Raw genomic sequence first — 22,029 nt, forward strand, 5'->3', positions numbered from 1 at the left:
GGAAGCGGGACCACAGGGCCCAGTCATCCCTCAAAGACGAAACAGCCGCGAGCTGATTTAGCCAAAGCCCCGGCCACCGCCGGCAGCCCAGGCTGCGCGCTTAAATCACCGGGTGGGCGACTCGTCTGAACGTCATACCCATCCTCCAGAAGGCGGCCCTCGCGATGCTCTCCACCCTGGCCAACAACCTGCGCAAGCGGGTCACTCAAGCGCTCCCCGGCAAACGCCCCAGCTATCGAATCTTCAATGTCCAGCTGAAGCGGCGGATCGCGCTCAGCCCTTCGCTCACCCGGCTGGTATTCACCGGCCCGGAGGTTGCTGAAATGACCACCCTGGCCCCAGACCAACGGGTCAAGCTGCTGTTTCCCGCCCCCGACGGCTCACCGCCCAGCCTGAACAACGACCTGCACTGGAAGGCCGCGCACAGTGCCCTGCCACCGACCCAGCGCCCGCCGATGCGCACCTACACCATCCGTGCCTTGCGCCGTGAGGCGCTGGAGGTGGATATCGACTTCGTGCTGCATGGTGTCAACGGCCCCGCCTCGGCCTGGGCCACCCACGCGCAGGTGGGTGACCGTTTGCAGATAGTCGCGCCCAACCTGGCCTATGACGGCGACCCCGGCGGTTATGAATGGAAGCCACCGCAAGGTGTGCGCAATGTGCTGCTGGTAGGTGACGAAACCGCACTGCCGGCGATTGCCGGCATCCTGGAGCAACTGGCTGACACCCAGCCCGAGCTGGCGGTGCAAGCATTCATCGAGGTGCCGCTGGAGGCGGATTGCCTGAGCCTGCGCCATGGCGATGCCACGGCGCTGCGCTGGCTGCCGCGCGAACGGCTGAGCTGCGCACATGGCCAAGCCATGCAGCACGCCGTGCGCGAGCTGGCCAGCCTGCCGCTTGGGCACGCCGCACCACGGGCGAAGCTGGAAGACGTGGATATTGAGACTCGCATCCTGTGGGAACAGGCCAGTAGCGACAGCAGCGAGTTTCACGCCTGGGTGGCGGGGGAATCGGCGACGGTGATGGAGATACGCCGGTACCTGATCAAGGAACGTGGATTGCAGCGAGAATGCCTGACGTTGATGGGGTATTGGCGGGCCGGCCGAACCTTTGATTGACGTGAGACAGCCGAGGGCGTTGTGCGCCCCCGGCTATCGGTCAGACTGCCGCGATGAACGCCTCGGCAAAACGCTGCGCCACTTCATCGACCTGCTCGCCGCTGATGATCAACGGCGGCAGGAAACGCACCACGGCGCCATGCCGCCCACCCAGCTCCAGAATGAGCCCACGCTTCAGGCACTCTCGCTGCACCTTGGCCGCCAGATCGCGGTTGGCCAGCGGCTGGCCAAGCGCATCCCGCTTACCTTGCGGGTCCACCAACTCCACGCCGAGCATCAACCCACGCCCGCGAATGTCGCCCAGCTGCGGGTAATCGCGCTGCAACTGCTGCAGGTGCCTGCGCAAGCGCAGCCCCATGGCCTCGGCGTGGTCGGCCAGGCGGTGTTCCACCAGGTAGTTGATTACCGCCGAACCCGCCGCCATGGCCATCTGGTTGCCCCGGAAGGTGCCGGCGTGCGCGCCCGGCTTCCAGGTGTCCAGCCAGTCGCGGTACACCACCACCGCCAGCGGCAGGCTGCCGCCAATGGCCTTGGACAAGGTGACTACGTCCGGTACGATGCCGGCATGCTCGAAGGCGAACATACGCCCGGTACGGGCAAAACCGCTCTGGATCTCGTCGACGATCAGCGCCACACCGGCCTGCTCGGTGATGCGGCGAACGCCCTTGAGCCATTCGATATCGGCCGGAATCACCCCGCCCTCACCCTGCACCACCTCCAGGATCACTGCCGCCGGCAGCGGCACACCGCTTTCCGGGTCGAGCAGCAGGTTTTCCAGGTAATGCAGGTTGGCCTTCACCCCGGCTTCGCCACCCAGGCCGAACGGGCAGCGGTAGTCGTAAGGGTACGGCATGAACTGCGCGCCATTGCCGAGCAAGGCCCCCAAAGGCTGCTTCGGCCCATGGCTGCCCATCAGGCTCAACGCCCCCAGGCTCATGCCATGGTAAGCGCCCTGGAACGCCAGCACGGTGCTACGACCGGTGGCCGTGCGGACCAGTTTCAGCGCTGCCTCTACCGCATCGGTACCAGTCGGGCCACAGAACTGCACCTTGGCCTCGCGGCATAGCGCCTCGGGCAGGATGCCGAACAGGTCCTGGACGAAGCGGTCCTTGACCGGCGTGGTCAGGTCCAGGGTATGCAGGGGCAACTCATCGGCCAGTACCCGCTGGATCGCCTCGACCACCACCGGGTGGTTATGGCCCAACGCCAACGTGCCGGCGCCGGCCAGGCAGTCGATGAACTGGCGGCCTTCGACATCCTCTACGTAGATGCCACGGGCGCGCTTTAGCGCCAGCGGAATGCGCCGTGGGTAGCTTCGGGCGTTGGACTCCTGTTGTTGCTGGCGTTGCAGCAGGGGCGATTCGGTAAATTCGTACAAAGGTTGCGACGCGCTGACCGGTGCAACCTGGGCAAGGCTGGAAGCGGTGGACATGGGTGAATCCTCGCAAACAAGCGAATGGGCAGTTATCGCTTGGAAAACGCTTGAGTGCCGGGAGGATTTAGCGGTTGTTACTGAATTTTACTTAGCCCGCGCTGGCCCTTTCGCGGGTAAAACCGCGAAAGGGCCAGCACAGGCAGTGAAGATCAACCGGCCGAGCGCGCCGGTACTTGCAAGAGCACCCGCAACCCATCGCTACGGCTGTCGAAGCGCAAGCTGCCGGCACACCGCTGCACGATCGCCTGCACAATTGCCAACCCCAACCCGCACCCACCACTCTGTCCATTACGCCAAAAGCGCTCGGTCAGGTGCTCAAGGTCGGCGTCGGCAATCCCCGGCCCATGGTCGCGCACCATGAACCCCACCTGCCCGTCGGCCATCTGCACCTCCAGCTCCACTGCCTCGTCGCCACCATGGCGCAGGGCGTTGTCCAGCAGGTTGCGCAGCGCGGCCACCGCCAAGGGGGCCGGCATGCCCAGGTAGATCTGCGTCGCTTCTTCAGGCAAACGCAGCACGATGCGCCGGTTATCGCCGCCACCGGCGTCCTGCACCGCCTGCCGGGCCACCTGTTCGGCGCTGCACTGCACGCCATCTTCGAACGACAGGCTGCCTTCCACCCGCGCCAGCATCAGCAACTGTTCCAGCGTGCGATGCATGCGGTCGGCCCCTTGTTCGGCATGCTCCAGCGCCTGCTCGCGCACGGTACCGTCGGTCATGCGCGCCACTTGCAGGTGGGTCTTGATCGCGGTCAGCGGGCTGCGCAGCTCATGGGCGGCATCGTCGGTCAGGCGCCGCTCGCGCTCGAGGGTCTGGGCAATGCGCAGGAACAGCTGGTTCTGGGTTTCCAGCAACGGCTGCAATTCGCTGGGCATGCCTGCCACCTGCAGTGGCTCGACGCTATCGGCACGCCTTCGCCGTAGCGCATCGCGCATGCGGTTGAGCGGCTCGAGGCCTTTGCCCAGGCCAATCCACAACAACCCCAGGCTGCCGAGCAGGGCCATCAGCACCGGTGCAGATGCCGCCAGCAGAATCGACTGGTTCAGCGCCTCACGCTCCATGTGCCGGTCAGCCGTGGTGATGCGCACATCACCATGGTTGTAGGTGAAGGTACGCCACAGTGCACCGTCGATCGTCTGGTCACGGAAGCCACTGCGCTCATCGTCCATGGCGCCATCGTGCTTGTGGTTGCTGGCAAGGATCTCGCCACGCAGCGAGCTGACCTGGCAGGCCATGCCGTCCGGCACGCTGAACTGGTCGGCAGAAATGTGCGCCTCCCCGCCCTTGGCGGTGAGCGGCTGCGGCAACTGGTCGATCAGCCCGGCGACCATACGCGCCGACGCCACCAGGCGCTGGTCGAGGGAAAACATCATCTGCTGGCGCAGGTCACGCAGCATCCACGCAGCGGCCAGCACCCAGATGATCACAAAAGCACTGCCCAGGATCAGGCTAAGGCGTACCCGCAGGCTCATGATGCGGCCTCTTCCGGCGCCTGCGCCGGGCCCAGGCGGTAACCCAGGCCACGCACAGTCTCGACGATGCCGTTGCCCAGCTTGCGCCGCAGGTGGTGGATATGCACGTTCAGGGCGTTGCTCTCGACTTCGTCGCTAAAGCCGTACACACAGTCTTTCAGTTGTTCGCTGGACAACACCCGCCCGGGGTTCTGCAGCAATGCCTGGAGCAGGGCCTGCTCCCGGCGGGACAAGTCGACCGGCCGCCCGGCCAGGGTCGCCTCGCAGCTGCTGGGGTCGTAACGCAACGGGCCGTGTTCGATCACATTCACCGCCCGCCCCGCCACCCGCCGCAGCAGCGTGTGCAGACGAGCGGCCAGCTCGCGCAGGTCGAAGGGTTTGAGCAGGTAGTCGTCGGCACCGGCCTGCAGGCCATCGACGCGGTCGGTGACGGCATCACGGGCAGTGAGCACCAGTACCGGCAGTGTTTCGCCCTGCTGACGCAGGCGGCGCAGCAGTTTCAGGCCGTCTTCATCGGGCAGGCCGAGGTCGAGAATCATCACATCGAACTGCGCGGCCTGCAGCATCGCCCGCGCACTGGCGGCGTTACCCACCCGGTCAACGGTCAGGCCCTGGGCGGTAAGGCCGGCGCAGATGCCGGCGGCGATCAGGTCGTCGTCCTCGCAGAGCAGAACGTGCATGGTGGGGCTCCCGGAGTGGTGTGGCTGGCATTGCACCTTGGGCGGATTAAGGTGAGATTATGAACCAAGCGAGGCCCTGCGGCGTGTCGACATCCAGCAATACCCCTGCATCTTCCACCTCGACCACCACACAGCTACCCCGGTGGGCATGCACCACCGAGCGCGCCCCTCCATCGCCATGCAGTTGCCCCAGCGCCGGCCAGAAATCCCGCCCGAAGATCACCGGGTGCCCCTGCTGCCCTGCGTGGCGTGGCAGCACGATACGGGACGCATTGGCGGCCTCGGCCAGGCGGCGCAGGGTTGCCGGGTCGATACATGGCATATCACCCAGCAAAATCGCTACCGCCTGTGCCTGGCTGTCGTGAAGCGACCGTGCCCCGACAGCCAAGCTATGCCCCATACCGGACGCGGCATCAGGGCTGCCGATTACCCGGCAACCGGCAGGCAACCCGAAATCCTCCCCACGCTCCCCCTCACGCAAGACCACACGCACCTCGTCGAACACCGCCCTGGCCCGCTCCACGCTGTGCGCCAACAGGCTGCGGCCATCGGCCAGGGTTGCCCGGCGCTTGTCGGAACCGAAGCGCGTGCTGCTGCCAGCCGCCAACACCAGCGCCATGACGCTCACGGCGCGACCTTCTGGCGCTTGCCAAGCCACTGCAACGCCCGGCATACCCCCTTTCGTTCACAATGCTGCACGTTTGCTCCGCCTTCAGCGCGACGAATCGCAGGAATTCAGGACCGACATACAGGGGGCCACAATTCGTATCCGTTGAAAAGGGGTTAACCTTGGGTTAATCGACTCCAGCCAGCATGACCCCATTCCTGGATCTACCAAGGCGAAGACATGCGCGTTTTCCTGCTCTTCCTGACACTGTTGCTGGCCGGCCCCTTGCAGGCCAACCCGTTCGACGTCAAACCTGACTTTTTACCGGTCAACCAGGCCTTCGTGCTCACCCACGACCGCCAGGCCGATGGCCAGATGCGCCTGTACTTCCAGATCAAGCCGGGCTACTACCTGTACCAGAAGCGCCTGAAGTTCGACGGCTTGCCCGCCGACCAGCACCCGCAGCTGCCGCCGGCGCTCAACCACCATGACGAGTTCTTTGGTGACAGCGCGGTGTACCGCGACCAGCTTGAGCTGCTGCTGCCCGCCAATGCCCAGGGGCAATTGCGCCTGGGCTGGCAGGGCTGTGCCGACGCCGGCCTGTGCTACCCGCCGCAAACCACGCAAATCGACCTGGGTGGCGGTGTGGCGCCTGCCGCCGAGCAAGCCGGCGACCAGGCGCTGGCCAGCGGCCTGCAACAGGACCACCTGGCCTGGAGCCTGCTGGCGTTCTTCGGCCTTGGCCTGCTGCTGGCCTTTACCCCCTGCTCGCTGCCAATGCTGCCGATTCTTGCCGGGCTGGTACTGGGCAACGGCGCTAGCGCCCGGCGCGGCTGGCTGCTGGCCGGGGTGTATGTACTAAGCATGGCGCTGGTGTACGCCGCACTGGGCGTGGTTGCCGCGCTGCTGGGGGCCAGCCTGCAAGCCTGGCTGCAGCAACCCTGGCTGCTGGGCAGCCTGGCGGGGCTGTTCGTGTTGCTGGCCCTGCCGATGTTCGGCGCCTTCGAACTGCAATTGCCCGCCGCCCTGCGGGACCGCCTGGACCGCGCCGGGCAAGGCACCCGTGGCGGCAACCTGTATGGCGCTGCACTGCTGGGGGCGTTGTCCGGCCTGCTGCTTGGCCCGTGCATGACCGCGCCACTGGCAGGGGCGCTGCTGTACATCGCCCAAAGCGGCGACGTGTTGCAAGGCGCGCTGGTGCTGTTCAGCCTTGGCCTGGGCATGGGCGTACCGCTGCTGTTGCTGGTGACCCTGGGCAACCGCTACCTGCCGCGTCCGGGCGCCTGGATGGAGCGGGTCAAGGGCGTGTTCGGCTTCGTGTTCCTGGCCATGGCGCTGTACACCGTGCGCAGCCTGCTGCCCGCCACCCTGCTGCTGGCGCTGAGTGGCGCCTGGCTCGTCGCCTTGGCCTGGGCCAGCTGGCCGGCCCTGCAGCGTCTGCCAGCATTGCGCGCTGTGCCACTGTTGGGTGCCCTGTGGGGCGGCTTGTTGCTGGTAGGCGCCGCAGCAGGTGGCGACGATCTCTGGCAGCCGCTGCAACCGTTCGCCGGTGGTGGTGCGCCAGTTGCTGGTCAGCATGCCGAGGACAGCTTCGTCACGGTGAGCCGCCCCGAAGACCTGCAACGTGAACTGGAAGCAGCAAAGGCCCGTGGCCAGTGGGTGATGCTCGACTACTACGCCGACTGGTGCGTGTCGTGCAAGGTCATGGAAAAGCAGGTGTTCGCCCGCAACGACGTGCAGGCCGGCCTGGCCGGCGTGCACTTGCTGCGCTTGGACGTGACCGCCGACACGCCAGCCAGCAAAGCCCTGCTGCAACGCTACCAGGTACCCGGCCCGCCCAGCATCATCTGGATCGGCCCGGAGGGCGACGAGCGCCGAGCGCGGCGTATCACCGGTGAAGTCGACGCCGCTGTGTTCCAGCAACACTGGGCCCAGACCAGGAGCCAAGGCTGATGCTGACCGTAACCCTCGGGCCACTGACCATGGCCCTCAACCACCTGCTGATGCTCGCCGCCCTGGGGATTGCCTGCGTGGTCGGCTGGTGGGTCGCCCGGCGCGGTGGCGAAAGCCCGGAGTCGGCACTGTTCAACCTGTTCCTGATCGGCGTGCTGGCTGCCCGCGCAGGCTTCGTGCTGGCCTACTGGCCGATGTACCGCGATGAGCCGTTGCAGATCATCGACATTCGCGACGGTGGCTTCCTGTTCTGGTCGGGCCTGGCCGGTATCGTCCTCGCTGCCCTGTGGCAAGGCTGGCGCCAACCGGGCCTGCGCCGCCCGCTCGGTTGGGCGCTGTTCAGTGGTGCGTTGTTCTGGGGCCTGGCCAGCCTGGGCGGGCACCTGTACAGCAAAGGCACCGAGCTGCCGGAACTGAGCCTGCGCAACGCTGGCGGCCAATCCGTCGCCTTGCACAGCTACCGTGGCAAGCCGCTGGTGATCAACATCTGGGCCACCTGGTGCCCGCCCTGCCGCCGGGAAATGCCGGTGCTGCAACAGGCGCAAAGCGACTATCCGCACGTGACCTTCCTGTTCGTCAACCAGGGCGAGACCCCGGAAAACGTCAGCACCTTCCTTGCCACCACCGGCCTGAGCCTGACCCACGTGCTGTTCGACGGCACCGGCCTGCTGGCCCAGCGCGTCGGTTCCATGGCCCTGCCCACCACCCTGTTCTACGACGCCGACGGGCGGCTGGTTGGCAGCCACCTGGGCGAGCTGTCCCGGGCCAGCCTGCGCCACGCCCTGGAGCCTTTCGACCGGGCCACCGCGCCCGCCCCTGCCGCACAAGGAAACTGACATGCGACTGACTGCCCTGCTGCCCCTGTCCCTGGCCCTGCTGGCCGCCCCCGCCTTGCAGGCCGAAGAGCTGCCCAAGGCCGTTCAGCAACTGCAAGCCAAGGGCGCTGTGATCAAAGGCAGCTTCGATGCGCCCAACGGCCTGCGCGGTTACGCCGCCGAGTACCAGAACAACGCCCTGGCCCTGTACCTCACCCCCGACGGCAAGCATGTGCTGGTCGGCAGCCTGTTCGACGAACAAGGCAAGGACCTGAGCGCCGAACCGCTGGAAAAGCTGGTGTATGCGCCGATGAGCAAGGAAATCTGGGCGAAGATGGAGAAAACCGCGTGGATTGCCGACGGCAAGGCCGATGCGCCACGCAAGGTGTACCTGTTCAGCGACCCCAACTGCCCGTACTGCAATATGTTCTGGGAACAGGCACGGCCCTGGGTGGAATCGGGCAAGGTGCAGTTGCGCCACATCATGGTCGGCATCATCCGCGAGGACAGCCCGGGCAAATCGGCAGCCCTGCTGGCGGCGAAAGACCCGGCCAAGGCATTGCAAGCGCATGAAAAAGCCGGCAAGGCCAGCAAGCTGAAGGCACTGGAGCAGGTGCCGGAGGCCGTGCAGCAGAAGCTGGCGGCGAACATGGCATTGATGGAAGAGATGGGGTTGCAGGCAACCCCGGCGATTTTCTATCAGGATGAACAGGGCAATTTGCAGAGCCAGCAAGGGGCACCTCGGCCAGAGATGCTTGGGAAGATTCTCGGTAAGCGCTGATCGCCGGTTGCCTGTACCGGCCTCTTCGCGGGCGTGCCCGCGAAGAGGCCAGTACAGGCTAGCCAATCACTTTAGAGCCCCTCAAGCTCAGCCATCAGGTCACTAAGCCGGTCGACCTTGTCGTCATCCAGCGCACTGCCCTGAAGCCCCTGCACATACTCGGCCAGCTCCTCCACCGTGCTGCACTCGAACATCGCCCGCAGTGGCACGTTCAGTTGCAGCTGTTTCTGCACCCGCGAGGCAATTTGCGTGGCCAGCAACGAATGCCCGCCCAACTCGAAGAAGTTGTCGTGCACCCCCACCCGTTCGGCCTTGAGCACATCGGCCCAGATACCGGCCAACACTTCCTCCAGCGCGTTGCGCGGCGCCTGATAGGCCTGGCTGTGCTGGCCGCCGATGTCGATGGCTGGCAACGCCTTGCGGTCGAGCTTGCCATTGGCGTTGTGCGGCAGGTGGTCGAACCAGCCCCAGTGCAGCGGCACCATGTATTCCGGCAACTCGGCACGCAGGCGTTGCTTTACCTGCTCCAGCAACCCGGCGTCAGCGGCGATACCCTGGTGGGCCACGAGGTAACCGACCAGATGCTTGCCATTGACGCCTTCCTGCACGCCCACCGCAGCGTCGCGGATTTCTGCCTGTTCGTGCAGGCGCGCTTCGATCTCGCCCAGCTCGATGCGGTAACCGCGAATCTTCACCTGGTGGTCGATGCGCCCGACGTATTCCAGCACACCGTCCGGGCGCTGCCGAGCCAGATCGCCGGTGCGGTACAGGCGCTCGCCCGGCGATCCGAAAGGATGAGGAATGAACGCCAAGGCCGTGCGCACCGGGTCGCCGACATAACCACGGCCCACGCCAGTCCCTGCAACACACAGCTCGCCCACCGCACCCAGCGGCACCAGCGCCTGGTCTTCGCCGAACAGGTACAGGCGGTTGTTGTCGGTCGGTGTGCCGATAGGCAGGTAGCTGCCTTGGGTTGACGCAGCATCGACACGGAAGAACGCCACGTCATCGGAACATTCTGCCGGCCCGTAGGCATTGACCAGGCCAATGTGCGGGTAGCGTTGCAGCCACTGCGCCGCCAGCTCCGGCGGCATGGCTTCGCCGGTCGGCAGCATCCAGCGCAGGCCGTCGAGGGCCTGGTGGTCGTTGGCCAGCATGCCTTGAATCAGCGATGGCACGCTTTCCAGCACGGTGATGCCGGTCGCCTGCACATGTGCCAGCAGGCCCTGCGGGTCATGGGCGATGGCGTTCGGCACAATCTCCACCTTGGCCCCGAACAACGGTGCAGCGAGGAACTGCCACACCGAAATATCGAAGCTCTGCGAGGCAGTCTGGGCGATCACGTCCTGCTCGCTCAGCGCCAGGTACGGCACCTTGCTCAGCTGGTTGTTGAGCATGCCGCGCTGCTCCACCATCACCCCTTTTGGCAGGCCGGTGGAGCCTGAGGTGTAGATCACATAGGCCAGGTTGTCCGGGCCACTGTGAATGCCAGGGTTATGGCTGGCAACCGGGCTTGCCTGGATGTCTTCCCACACCAGCAACTGTGGCCGTAGCGCAGCCTCCAGTTCGCCCAGCAACTGCCGGCCTTGCTCGGCACAGGCCGCGCTACACACCAGCACCGGGGTACGACTGAGCTGGATGATGCTTTGCAGGCGCGCCGCCGGCAGGCCCGGGTCCAGTGGCAGGTAGCCCGCACCGGCCTTGAAGCTGCCGACGATCATGCCCAACAGCGGCAAACCGCGCTCGGCCAGCAGTGCCACCGGCTGGTCCACCTTCACGCCTGCCGCGACCAAGGCGTGGCCCAGGCGGTTGGCCGCCAAGTTCAGCCCGGCGTAGTCGTAAGACGCTTCCAGGCAGCGGGCGACGGTACGTTCCGGGTGCGCAGCCACCTGTGCTTCGAACTGCGCGATGTAGCTCTGCTCCAGCGGATAAGCCCGCTCAGTGCGGTTGCAGTCCTCCAGCAGGAAGCGCTGTTCTTCTGCACCCAGCAGCGGCAGTTCGCTGACCTCGCCGTCGAAGCCTTGCACCAGCGCCAGCAGCAGGCGCTTGAACTCGGCCAGCAAGCGCTCGACGGTTGGGAAGTCGAAGTAGCGCTGGTCGAACGACAGGTGCAGGCCAAGGTCGTCGCCCGGGTAGCACACCGCCGTCAGCGGGAAGTTGGTGTGGGTACGGCCCGAATCGGAACTGGCATTCAGGTGCTGGGCATGATCGAGCACGGCGGTTTCCACCGGGGCGTTCTCGAACACGAACAGGCTGTCGAACAGCGGCTGGCCTTTAGGCAGCTCGCTGCACTCCTGAATCGCCACCAGCGGCAGGTATTCGTACTCGCGCAGCTCCATGTTGCTTTGCAGCAGGCCTTGCAGCCACTGGCGCACACTGCGGCGCTCACCGGCTACCGGCAACTGCACGCGTAAGGCAACGCTGTTGATGAACAGGCCGACGGTGCGCTGCATCTGCGGCATGCTCACCGGGCGCCCGGCCACGGTCACGCCAAAGGCCACATCGCGGTCGCCGCTGTAACGCGCCAGCACCAAGGCCCAGGCCGCCTGGGCGAAGGTGTTGACGGTGAGCTGGTGGGCCTGGGCCAGTTCGCGCAGGCGCACGCCATCACTGACGTCAAGGCGGGTGTAGCAATCACCCACCACCATGCCGCTGCCGGCGTGGTCATGGCGCAGCGGGCGGTCACTCGGGATGGCAGTGGCGCGCTCGAAACCGGCCAGGTTCGCCTGCCACCAGGCGCGTGCGTCGTCCAGGCCCTGGCGTTGCAGCCAGCCGATGTAGTCGCGGTAACGTGGCGGCACCGGTAGCTGGGCCTGACGGCCTTCGCCAAGGGCCTGGTACACCTCGAAGAAGTCGTTCATCAACAGCGAGCGGCACCAGGCATCGATCAGGATGTGGTGGTTGCTCATCATGAACCAGTAGCGCTCGTCGGCCACGCGCACCAGGCGCAGGTGGAACGGCGCCTCACTGAGCAGGGCGAACCCGGCCTCACGCTCCTGCTTGTGCAGGGCTTGCAGGCGCTGCTCCTGAGCATCGTCCGCGAGACCGCGCCAGTCCTGATAGTCCACCGCCAGGCTGCCCGGCTTGTGGATGATCTGCAGCATCGCCTCGCCACTGTTCCAGCTGAACGATGCGCGCAACGCTTCATGGCGTGCCACCACGGCCTGCCAGGCCTGGGCGAAACGCGCGGGGTCCAGGGCGCTGTTGATGCGGTAGCGGTCCTGCATGTAGTACAGGCCCGTGCCGGGCTCCAGCAGGGTGTGCAGCAGCATGCCTTCCTGCATTGGCGTCAGCGGGTAGACGTCTTCGATCTGTGCCGCTGGCACGGGCAGCGCATCGATCTGCTCCTGGCTAAGGTGTGCCAGCGGGAAGTCCGACGGAGTGAAGCTGCCGTTGCCATCGGCCAGGCAATGGGCGACCAGCGCCAGCAGTTCCTGGCGGTAGGCTTCGGCCAAGGCAGCGATGGTGCGCTCGTCGTAGCGCTCGGCACTGAACGTCCAGCGCAGTTGCAAGGCACCGCCATACACCTGGCCATCGACGCTCAACCCGTTGGGCAGCGGAGCATCGAGGTCATGCGCCAAGCCGGCCGGGGCTTCCAGCGGCTGGAACAGCGCCGCGCGGTCGAACTGCTGGTCGAACTGGCCCAGGTAGTTGAAGGTGATGCGCGCCTGCGGCAAGGCCGCCATCGGCTCGCGCACTTGCGGGTCGGCCAGGTAGCGCAGCACGCCATAGCCCAGGCCTTTGTGCGGCACCTGGCGCAGTTGTTCCTTGATGCGCTTGATCGAACCGGCCCGCGCCGCATCGTCCTCGCCTGACTGTGGGCGCAGGCTGAGCGGATACGCGTTGGTGAACCAGCCGACGCTGCGGGTCAGGTCCATGTCTTCGAACAACCCGTCACGGCCATGGCCTTCGAGCTGCACCAGAACCTCCTCATCGCCGCTCCAGCGGCACAAGGTTCGCGCCAGCGCCGTCAGCAGCAGGTCGTTGACCTGGGTGTGGTAGGCCGCCGGAGCCTGTTGCAGCAGTTGCCGAGTCTGCTCCACATCCAGGCCGATGGCCAGGGTGCGGGCGTGGCGGTGCAGGTTGCCACCTTGCGGGTGATCGCACGGCAACTCGCGGCGCACGCCACCCAACTGGCCTTGCCACCAGCCCAGTTCGTCACGCAGCGAATCGCTGCCCGCGTAGCTGGCCAGGCGCGCGGCCCAGTCGCCCATGGCGTGGGTCTTGGCCGGCAGCGGCTGGCCACGGTACAACGCCTGCAGGTCTTCAAGCAGCACCCGCCAGGACACGCCATCGACCACTAGGTGATGAATCGCCAGCAACAGGCGCTGGCTGCCCTGCCCGTCACGCACCAGCAAGGCACGCAGCAGCGGGCCCTGTTGCAGGTCGAGGCTACGCTGCAAATCGGTGTATAGCGCCTGGCAATCGGCGAAGTCGGCGACAGTGGCGGTCCACAGCAGTTGCTCGGCGGCTGGCTGGGCATACTCGGCCTGCCAGCGGCCATGGGCCTCGCTGAAACGCAGGCGCAAGCTGTCGTGGTGCTGGACCAGTGCGGCCAAGGCCTGCGCCAGCGCAGCCTCATCCAGCGGCTGACGCGCTTCCAGCAACACCGCCTGGTTCCAGTGCTGCGGCTGCGGCACCTCGCTGTCGAAGAACCAGTGCTGGATCGGCGTCAGGCCGACCTGGCCCTGGCGCTCGCCCTGTTCGATGGTGCTGGCAGCTTCGCTGCGCTGAACCACCTCAGCCAAGATCTGGATGGTCTGGTGCTGGAAAAGGTCGCGCGGGGTGAATTGCAAGCCGGCCTGACGGGCCCGGCTGACCACCTGAATCGACAGGATCGAGTCGCCGCCCAGTTCGAAGAAGTTGTCTTGCACGCCAACCTGGGCAACATTGAGCACATCGCGCCAGATCTGCGCGAGTTGCGCCTCCACTTCGTTGCCGGGGGCTTGGTATTGCTGGCGGGCCTGCTCCAGATCGGGCAGCGGCAAGGCACGGCGGTCGAGCTTGCCGTTACCCATCAGCGGCAGGCTTTCGAGCAGCACCAGGTGCGCAGGCACCATGAAGTCCGGCAGGTGCTGGCGGGCATCAGCCTTTACTGCTTCGCGCAACAGGCTTTGCGCCTCGCTACCGGCAGCGGCCTGCTTGCACACCAGGTAACCCACCAGCTGCTTGCCACCAGGCAGGTCGAGGGCCAGCACCACAGCCTCTTCGACGTCGGCATGCGCCTGCAGGCGGCTTTCGATTTCGCCCAACTCGATGCGGAAGCCGCGAATCTTCACCTGCTGGTCGGCACGGCCGACGTATTCCACCAGGCCATCCGTGCCCAGGCGCACCAGGTCGCCGGTGCGGTACAGGCGCCCGCCTTCAGTGCTGAACGGGTCGGCGACGAAGCGCTCGGCGCTGAGGCCCGGGCGGTCGTGGTAGCCCTGGGCCAAGCCGGCACCGCCGACATACAGTTCGCCAATGCCGCCCTGTGGCAGCAAGGCCAGATCTTCGTCGAGGATGTAGGCCGTGCGGCTACCGATGACGCGGCCGATCGGCACGCTGCCCAGCTCTGCCTGCAGCGTTTCTGGCGCCAGGCAGGCCAGCGGCATGACCACGGTTTCGGTCGGGCCGTAGGCGTTGAAGAACTGCTGCGGCGCAAAGGCCTGGCGAATACGCTGCAGGTGCTCGCCAGTCAGCGCTTCGCCACCGGTAATCACCAGGCGCACCGGCAGTTGTTCGCCTTGCCCGCCCAGGTATTGGGCCAACTGGCTGCCATAGCTGGGGGTAAAGCCCAGAATGCTTACCTGCTGATCACGTACCAGCTGGCAGATCTCTTCGGCGCCCCACTGCCCCTGAGCGCGCAGCACCACGCGGGCACCGCATAGCAGCGGCACCCACAGGCGCTCGCTGGCCGCGTCGAAGTTGATCGAATAGAAATGCAGCTCGCAGTCATCGCTGCGCATGCCGAATGCGGCGATCACCGCCTGGCAATGCATGGCGAACTCGCCGTGGCTGACCACCACGCCCTTGGGCTTGCCGGTGGAGCCGGAGGTGTAGATCAGGTAGGCCTGGTGCTGCGGCAGGCTGAGGTTGTTTAGCGGTGCATCGCTGTAGGCCGAAAGGCTGGCGGCATCGTCTTCCAGGCTCCAGCGGGCCACGCCTTCGGGCAGGTCGCCCAGGGTTTGCAGCAGCTCGCGCTGGCTGATCAGCAAGCCAATGCGGCTGTCCTCGATCATGTAGCGCAGGCGGTCGAGCGGGTACTCTGGGTCCAGCGGCACATAGGCGCCCCCCGCCTTGAGGATGGCCAGCAGGCCGACGACCATTTCCAGCGAGCGTTCCAGCGCCAGGCCCACGCGTACCTGCGGGCCGACACCACGCTCACGCAGGGCGCGGGCCAGGCGGTTGGCCTGCTGGTCGAGCTCGGCGTAGGTCATGTGCTGGCCGGCGAAGGTCAGCGCACCCGCCTGTGGCGTGCGGGCCGCCTGGGTGGCGAACAGGCCATGCAGCGTGTGGTCAAGGTCGAAGTCCTGCTCACCCTGCAACTGGCCCACCAACACCTGCTGCTCGGCGCTGCTCAGCATCGGCAGCTCGCACAGGCGCTGTTGCGGGTTGTCCAGCAGACCGACCAACAGTTGTTGCCAGTGCTCGGCCATGCGTGCGATGCGTGGCTCTTCGAACAGGTCGCGGCTGTAGGTCAGGCAGCAGCCCAGGCGGCCGTCGAGGTCGGTCACTTCCAGGTACAGGTCGAACTTGGTGGCGCTGGCGTCGTTGACCAGGTAATCCACCTGCATGCCGGCCAGCGTACGGCTTTGCTGGAAGGCCCAGCGCTGCACGTTGCACATCACCTGGAACAGCGGGTTGTAGGCACTGCTGCGCGGTGGCTGCAAGGCCTCGACCAGCTGGTCGAACGGCAGGTCCTGGTGCGACTGGCCTTCGATGGCGGCCTGGCGCATCTGCTCCAGCAGGTCGCTGGCGGTCATCTGCCCGTCCAGCTCGCAACGCAGCACCTGGGTGTTGAGGAAGGCGCCAATCAGGCCTTCGCTTTCCGGGCGAATGCGGTTGGCCACCGGCGCGCCGATGCGCAGGTCTCGCTGGCCACTGTAGCGGTGCAGCAAGGCGGCCAGGGTGGCGGTCATGGTCATGAACAGGGTCAGGCCGCGCTGGCTGTTGAAGGCATGCACGCGAGCGACCAATGCTGGGTCGAGCTCGAAGCGGTACAGCTCGCCACGGTGGCTCTGCACGGCCGGGCGCGGGCGGTCGGCGGGCAATGCCAGCACCGGGTGTTCGTCGCCCAGACGGGCCTTCCAGTAATCCAGCTGGCGGGCACCCTCGCCGCTTTCCAGCCACTGCCGTTGCCACACGCTGTAGTCCAGGTATTGCACCGGCAGCGGCGCCAGCGGCGATTCGCGGTCATCGACAAAGGCCTCGTACAGCTCGCCCAGTTCGCGGGCGAAAATGTCCATGGCCCAGCCTTCGGTGACGATGTGGTGCAGGGTCAGCACGAAGAAGTGCTCACGCTCCTGGGTCTTGACCAGGCAGGCGCGCAGCAGCGGGCCACGCTCCAGGTCGAACGGCTGGTGCGCCTGGTCGTCGGCCAGTTGTTGCAGGCGTTGCTGGCGGGTATCGGCGGGCAAGGCGCTGAAGTCTTGCCAGTCCAGCTGCAGGCCGCTGTCTTCGGCCACGCACTGGTACGGCACACCGTCGATGCTGGGGAACGTGGTGCGCAGGGTTTCATGGCGCACGATCAGCGCCTGCAGTGCACGCTCGAAGGCGTCTACATGCAGGGTGCCGCGCAGGCGCGCCATGCCGCCGACGTTGTAGGCCGGGCTGTCCGGCTCCATTTGCCAGAGGAACCACATGCGCTGCTGCGAATACGACAACGGCACGGCCCGGCTGCGGTCGACACGGGCGATTTCGCCTTGCAGGTTGCGCTCGCCGGCGGCGCGGATGCGTGCGATCTCGGCACAGAACGCGCCCAGCTCGCTGGCTTCGAACAAGGCCTTGAGTGGCAGTTCGACGTCACAAGCCTGGCGGCTGCGCGAGACGATCTGGGTGGCCAGCAGCGAATGCCCGCCCAGGGCGAAAAAGTCGTCCTGCAGGCCGACACGCGGCAGGTTCAGCACCTCACGCCAAATGGCAGCGACCTGCTGTTGCAGCTCGGTTTTTGGCTCGACGTGTTCGCGTTGCTGCCACACCGGGGCCGGCAGCGCCTTGCGGTCGACTTTGCCGCTGGGGCCCAGTGGCATCTGTGCCAGCGGGATGAGTTGCGCCGGCACCATGTAGGCGGGCAGTTGTTCAGCCAGCACCGCCAGCAACCCGGCGGGTTGGGCACTGCCGCTGTAGTAGCCGACCAGTTGCGCGCCGACAGCATCCTTGTGAATCAGTACCAGTGCCTGATCGACACCGGCCTGGGCCAGCAGGCAGGCCTGTACTTCCTCCGGCTCGACACGGAAGCCGCGCACCTTCACCTGCTGGTCGAGGCGACCGAGGTACTCCAGGGCCTCAAGCTGAACCTGCCAGCGGGCGCGGTCGCCGCTGCGGTACAGGCGTTCGCCATTGCCGTCGGCCTGGGGCACGAAGCGTTCGGCGGTAAGGCCGGGGCGGCCCAGATAGCCACGGGCCAGGCCTGCGCCACCGAGGTACAGCTCGCCCGGTACGCCGGGGGCCGTCAGTTCCAGCTCATCGTCCAGCACGCGGCACAGCACATTGCCCAACGGGCGGCCGATGGGCGAGCGCTCGCCATCGGCCACCTGGCAGTGCCAGTGGGTGACGTTGATGGCGGTTTCGGTCGGGCCATAGCGGTTGTGCAGTTGCACCTGTGGCAGCACTTGCAATACGCGGTCGCGCAAAGCGGCAGACAGCGCTTCGCCGCCCGAGAACACGCGGCGCAGGCTGTTGCAGGCGGCCACCTGCGGCTCCTGGACAAACACTTGCAACAGCGGCGGCACGAAGTGCAGCGTGGTCACACCATGGGCCTGTACCAGCGCAGCGATGCGCTGCGGGTCGCGGTGCTCGCCGGGGCCGGCCAGTATCAGCTTGCAACCGGTGACCAGCGGCCAGAAGCATTCCCATACCGATACATCGAAGCTGATCGGCGCCTTCTGCATCAGCACGTCGCTGTCATTCAGCGCATAGGTGGCCTGCATCCACTGCAAGCGTTCGGCCAGTGCCGCATGGGTGTTGCCCACGCCTTTGGGCTGGCCGGTGGAGCCGGAGGTGTAGATCACGTAGGCCAGGTTGTCGCCGTGCAGCTGCAGGCCTGGCGCGTGGCTGGGCCAGCTGTCCAGGTGCAACTGGTCGAGGGCGATGGCGCTGACGCCGTCGACCTGCGGCAACTTGCCCAGCAGGCTGCTGTGGCTCAGCAGCAGGCCGGCGTTGCAGTCGGTGAGCATGTAGGCCAGGCGTTCGGTCGGGTAATCGACATCCAGCGGCACGTAGGCGCCGCCCGCCTTGAGGATGGCCAGCAGGCCAACCAGCAACTGCGGCGAACGCTCGATGGCAATGGCGACGCAGGTGTCGGGGCCGACGCCTTTGTCACGCAGGTAATGGGCCAGGCGGTTGGCCTGCTGGTGCAGTTCGGCGTAGTCGAGGCTGCCGCCGTCCCAGACCAGCGCTGTGCGCTGCGGGGTCAGGCGGGCCTGTTCGTTAAGCTGCTCGACCAGCAGCCGTTGCGGCGCGATGGCCGGCGCCTGGCCCCAGCTCAGCAGCTGCGCTCGGCCAGCCTCGTCCAGCAATTGCACCTCACCCAAGGCCCGCTGTGGCGCGGCACTCACTTGCTCCAGCAGCGTCAGCAAGTGATGGGCCAGGCGTTTGACGGTGCTGGTGTCGAACAGCTCGCCCGCATAGTCGAAGGCCAGGCTCAGGCGGCCCTGGTGGTCTTCTTCACTGTGCAGCTGCAAGTCGAATTTGGCTTCGCGGCTGTGCCACGGCAGCTCCTCGGCCAACAGACCCGGCAGGCGGCGCAAGGCCGACAGGTCGCGCTGCTGGTGGTTGAACATGACCTGGAACAGGCCTTGTTCGCGCGCTTCGGGCAGGGCTTCGACCAGCTGTTCGAACGGCAAGTCCTGGTTGGCCTGGGCCTCCAGGGTGGCTTGGCGCACCTGGGCCAGCAGCTGCGTGAACGGCAGGCGGCCATCGAGCTGTGCGCGCAGCACCTGGGTGTTGATGAAGAAGCCGACCAGGCCTTGGGTTTCCAGGCGCGGGCGGTTGGCGTTGGGCACGCCGACGCGGATGTCGGCCTGGCCACTGTAGCGGTGCAGCAGCGCCTGCCAGCCGGCCAGCAGGACCATGAACAGGCTGGCCTGCTGTTCGCGGGCCAGGCCTTTGAGTGCTTCGGTGAGCTTGGCCGGCACCTTCAGATTGAAACGTGAAGCACTGTGCTCGCGCTGGCTGGCGCGGGGGTGGTCGGTGCACAGGTCAAGCGCCGGCAGGTCGCCGCCCAACTGTACCTTCCAGTACTGCAATTGGCGTTCGGCTTCACCGTCGGCCAGCCATTGTCGCTGCCAGGTGCCATAGTCGGCGTAACCCAGGGTCAGCGGCGCCAGGTTGGCCTCCCGGCCCTGGCAGCAGGCGGCGTACAGCCTGGCGAATTCATCCAGCAAGATGTTCAGCGACCAGCCGTCGGCGACAATGTGGTGCAAGGTCACCCACAGCTGGTGGTCTTCATCGTCCAGCCGGGCCAGGGTCACGCGCAGAAGCGGGCCCTGGGTCAGGTCGAACGGCTGGCGGGCTTCGGCTTCACGCTGGGCGCTGACCTGCTCGGCGGACTGGCCTTCGAGGTCCAGGCGGTGCAGGCTGAACGGCTGTTGCGCCAGGATGCGCTGCAGGGCCTGGCCGTCTTCTTCACTGAAGACGGTGCGCAGGGATTCGTGGCGTGCCACCAGCGCCTGGAAGGCAGCCTCCAGCGCGCTTTCGTCCAGCTCGCCACGCAGCTGCAGGCCGGCCGGAATGTTGTAGGCCGCCGATTGTGGCGCCAACTGCCACATCAGCCATAAGCGGTTTTGCGCCAGCGACTGGGGCAAGGCCTGGCCGCGTTCCAGCGTTGCGATAGTGGCGGTTTCGGCAGCGCCCTGCGCGATGACCGACGCCACAGCGCTACTGTAATCGGCCAGCACCGGCGCTTCGAACAGGGTGCGCAGGCTCAGGTTGATACCCAGCTCATCGGCCAGTCGGGCGGTGGCCTGGGTGGCGGCGATGGAGTTGCCGCCCAGCAGCAGGAAGTGGTCGTCGGCCGCAATCGCCTCGACCTTGAGGATGTCGCGCCACACCGCAGCGATGCGTGCCTGCAGTTCATCGGCAGCACCCGCGCCCGTAGCGGCTTCGCTCACATCCGGGAAGCGGGCATAGCAGTCCAGGCTGCCATCGCCCATGCGCAGGCGGCAGGCCGAGCGCTGCAGCTTGCCGCTGGAGGTCTTGGGCAGCGCGCCGGGGTTCAGTAGCAGGACCACGGCCGGGGCCTGGCGGCAGGCATCGGCGATTACCTGGCGCAGGGTCTTGATCAGGTCTTGAGGCTTGATTGCCTTTTGCACGTTGCGGCTTATCTCCACCGCCACGCCGATGCCCTCCTCGCCCTGATGCTCGACGGCGAACACGGCCACCCGCCCTTTGCGCAATACTTCAACTTCACGCTCGAGGGTTTTCTCCAGGTCCTGCGGGTAGAGGTTCTGCCCACGCACGATCAGCATGTCTTTCAGGCGCCCGGTGACGAACACCTCGCCCTCGCGCATGAAGCCCAGGTCGCCGGTGCGCAGCCAGGTCTGGCCGTCCATTTCGACAAAAGTGCGTGCGCTGGCTTCGGGGTTGCGCCAGTAACCCAAGGCGATGCTTGGGCCACCCGCCCAGATTTCACCCACCTGGTTGTCGCCCAGTACCTGCAGCTGCTGCGGCTCGACAATGCGCACGGCGTGCCCAGGCTGCGGGTAGCCGCAGCTCATCAGCACGCTGCCCTGGCCCGGCTGGGCACGGTTGGCGGCGAAGGCTTCGGCGTCCAGCTCCAGCGCGGCGATACCCTGGCCGCGGCGGCTGCCGCTGACGAACAGGGTGGCTTCGGCCAGGCCGTAGCTGGCGAAGAAACTGGACGCATCGAAACCGCAGGCCTGGAACTTGTCGGCGAAGGTGGCCAGGCTATCCTGGCGGATCGGTTCGGAGCCGGAATAGGCCACGCGCCAGCGGCTAAGGTCTAGCCCGGCCAACGCGGCCTCGCTGACCCGTTCGCTGCACAGGCGGTAGGCAAAGTCGGGGCCACCGCTGATGGTGCCGCCGTACTCGCTGATGGCCTGCAACCAGCGCAGTGGCCGGGCCAGGAAGTAGCCAGGCGACATCAGCACACACGGCACTCCGCTGAAGATGGGTTGCAACAGGCCGCCGATCAGGCCCATGTCGTGGTACAGCGGCAACCAGCTGACGATCACGTCGTCGGGGTTGAGATCGATGCCGAAGCCTTGGCGAATCAACTGCTCGTTGGCCACCAGGTTGCCATGGCTGACTTGCACGCCCTTGGGCAACGCGGTGGAGCCGGAGGTGTATTGCAGAAAGGCGATGTCATCGCCTTTCAGCGTAGGTTCGCGCCAGTTCGCGGCCAACGCCGGGTCCAGGCTATCCACTGCCAGCAGCTCAGGGCCGTTGTCCGCTGCCAGGGCTTCCAGGCCCTGCAGGTTGCCGTGCAGTGCCGCCACGGTCAGCAACAGACGTGGCTCGGCGTCATCGATGATCGACAGCAAACGCTCCTGGTGGTGCTGGCGCGCGGACTCTGGCGGATACGCCGGTACCGCGATCACGCCGGCATACAGGCAGCCGAAGAACGCTGCCACGTAGTCCGGGCCGCTGGGGAACAACAGCACCGCACGGTCGCCGAAGCCGGCACGGGCCTGCAAGGCGGCGGCGATGGTGCGGGCGCGCTGATCGAGGTCCCGATAGCTGAGCACGGCCTGCTCGCCGGGGGCGTCGGCCAGAAAGCGCAAGGCGACCTTGTCCGGGGTCTGGGCGGCGCGTTGCGCCAGGGCCTGGACCAGCGAGAGCGGGAGTTCGAAGGCGTCCGTCATGGGGTGTTCCTGCCAGTGTCTGGGTGGGGCGGGCCGGCTGCGGCGCGAACGTGGGCGGGCAGCGAATGGCGACCAAGGATGTACACAGGGGAACGGATGGGCAGGGGCAGAAATTAACGGGTCATGTCTTGAGAGGTGTGACG

Annotated in this window: 9 protein-coding genes; 4 read left to right on the plus strand and 5 right to left on the minus strand. The window is 66.4% G+C overall.

The annotated features are described in order from the left end of the window. Window positions 1-164: 164 nt before the first annotated feature. Window positions 165-1,118: a siderophore-interacting protein gene (locus APH36_RS26040; protein WP_060501180.1), complete on the plus strand. Its 954-nt coding sequence runs from the start codon at window positions 165-167 to the stop codon at window positions 1,116-1,118. Between the two features lie 40 nt (window positions 1,119-1,158). Here APH36_RS26040 and APH36_RS26045 read toward each other — a convergent pair whose 3' ends face one another. The 4 genes from APH36_RS26045 to APH36_RS26060 all read right to left on the minus strand — a co-directional run bounded on the left by APH36_RS26045 (window position 1,159) and on the right by APH36_RS26060 (window position 5,333). Then, on the minus strand, window positions 1,159-2,550 hold the full coding sequence (locus APH36_RS26045) for an aspartate aminotransferase family protein (protein WP_060501182.1): 1,392 nt from the start codon (window positions 2,548-2,550) through the stop codon (window positions 1,159-1,161). A gap of 152 nt (window positions 2,551-2,702) precedes the next feature. Next, a complete protein-coding gene (locus APH36_RS26050; RefSeq protein ID WP_060501184.1) occupies window positions 2,703-4,025 on the minus strand; it encodes an ATP-binding protein in 1,323 nt (440 codons plus the stop codon). Further along, window positions 4,022-4,705: a response regulator transcription factor gene (locus tag APH36_RS26055; protein ID WP_060501186.1), complete on the minus strand. Its 684-nt coding sequence runs from the start codon at window positions 4,703-4,705 to the stop codon at window positions 4,022-4,024. The genes APH36_RS26050 and APH36_RS26055 overlap by 4 nt, the downstream gene beginning before the upstream one ends. Before the next feature lie 46 nt (window positions 4,706-4,751). Then, window positions 4,752-5,333 (minus strand): NTP transferase domain-containing protein, encoded by a 582-nt coding sequence (locus APH36_RS26060; protein ID WP_060501210.1) that lies wholly within the window; start codon window positions 5,331-5,333, stop codon window positions 4,752-4,754. 219 nt (window positions 5,334-5,552) lie between these two features. On the opposite strand from APH36_RS26060, the gene dsbD reads away from it, so the two are divergent. The 3 genes from dsbD to dsbG are packed head-to-tail and all read left to right on the plus strand — an operon-like array spanning window position 5,553 to window position 8,861. Next, complete coding sequence (gene dsbD / locus APH36_RS26065) at window positions 5,553-7,265, plus strand: protein-disulfide reductase DsbD (protein WP_060501188.1); 1,713 nt, start codon at window positions 5,553-5,555, stop codon at window positions 7,263-7,265. Next, window positions 7,265-8,101, plus strand: coding sequence for a TlpA disulfide reductase family protein (locus APH36_RS26070; protein WP_060501190.1), 837 nt, complete (start codon window positions 7,265-7,267; stop codon window positions 8,099-8,101). The genes dsbD and APH36_RS26070 overlap by 1 nt, the downstream gene beginning before the upstream one ends. A gap of 1 nt (window position 8,102) precedes the next feature. Next, entirely contained in the window at window positions 8,103-8,861 is a 759-nt protein-coding gene (dsbG, locus tag APH36_RS26075; protein WP_016711686.1) for a thiol:disulfide interchange protein DsbG, read from the plus strand. A gap of 71 nt (window positions 8,862-8,932) precedes the next feature. Here dsbG and APH36_RS26080 read toward each other — a convergent pair whose 3' ends face one another. Then, entirely contained in the window at window positions 8,933-21,886 is a 12,954-nt protein-coding gene (locus APH36_RS26080; RefSeq protein ID WP_060501192.1) for a non-ribosomal peptide synthetase, read from the minus strand. Window positions 21,887-22,029 lie beyond the last annotated feature (143 nt).

The sequence above is a fragment of the Pseudomonas sp. NBRC 111133 genome, assembly GCF_001320605.1.
GTDB classification, from domain to species: Bacteria; Pseudomonadota; Gammaproteobacteria; order Pseudomonadales; family Pseudomonadaceae; genus Aquipseudomonas; species Aquipseudomonas monteilii.

Bases quoted from the DNA above. Each gene is read 5' to 3' on its own strand.
- APH36_RS26040 (WP_060501180.1), top strand. From the start codon at position 165: ATGCTCTCCACCCTGGCCAACAACCTGCGCAAGCGGGTCACTCAAGCG.
- APH36_RS26045 (WP_060501182.1), bottom strand. From the start codon at position 2,550: ATGTCCACCGCTTCCAGCCTTGCCCAGGTTGCACCGGTCAGCGCGTCG.
- APH36_RS26050 (WP_060501184.1), bottom strand. From the start codon at position 4,025: ATGAGCCTGCGGGTACGCCTTAGCCTGATCCTGGGCAGTGCTTTTGTG.
- APH36_RS26055 (WP_060501186.1), bottom strand. From the start codon at position 4,705: ATGCACGTTCTGCTCTGCGAGGACGACGACCTGATCGCCGCCGGCATC.
- dsbD (WP_060501188.1), top strand. From the start codon at position 5,553: ATGCGCGTTTTCCTGCTCTTCCTGACACTGTTGCTGGCCGGCCCCTTG.
- APH36_RS26070 (WP_060501190.1), top strand. From the start codon at position 7,265: ATGCTGACCGTAACCCTCGGGCCACTGACCATGGCCCTCAACCACCTG.
- dsbG (WP_016711686.1), top strand. From the start codon at position 8,103: ATGCGACTGACTGCCCTGCTGCCCCTGTCCCTGGCCCTGCTGGCCGCC.
- APH36_RS26080 (WP_060501192.1), bottom strand. From the start codon at position 21,886: ATGACGGACGCCTTCGAACTCCCGCTCTCGCTGGTCCAGGCCCTGGCG.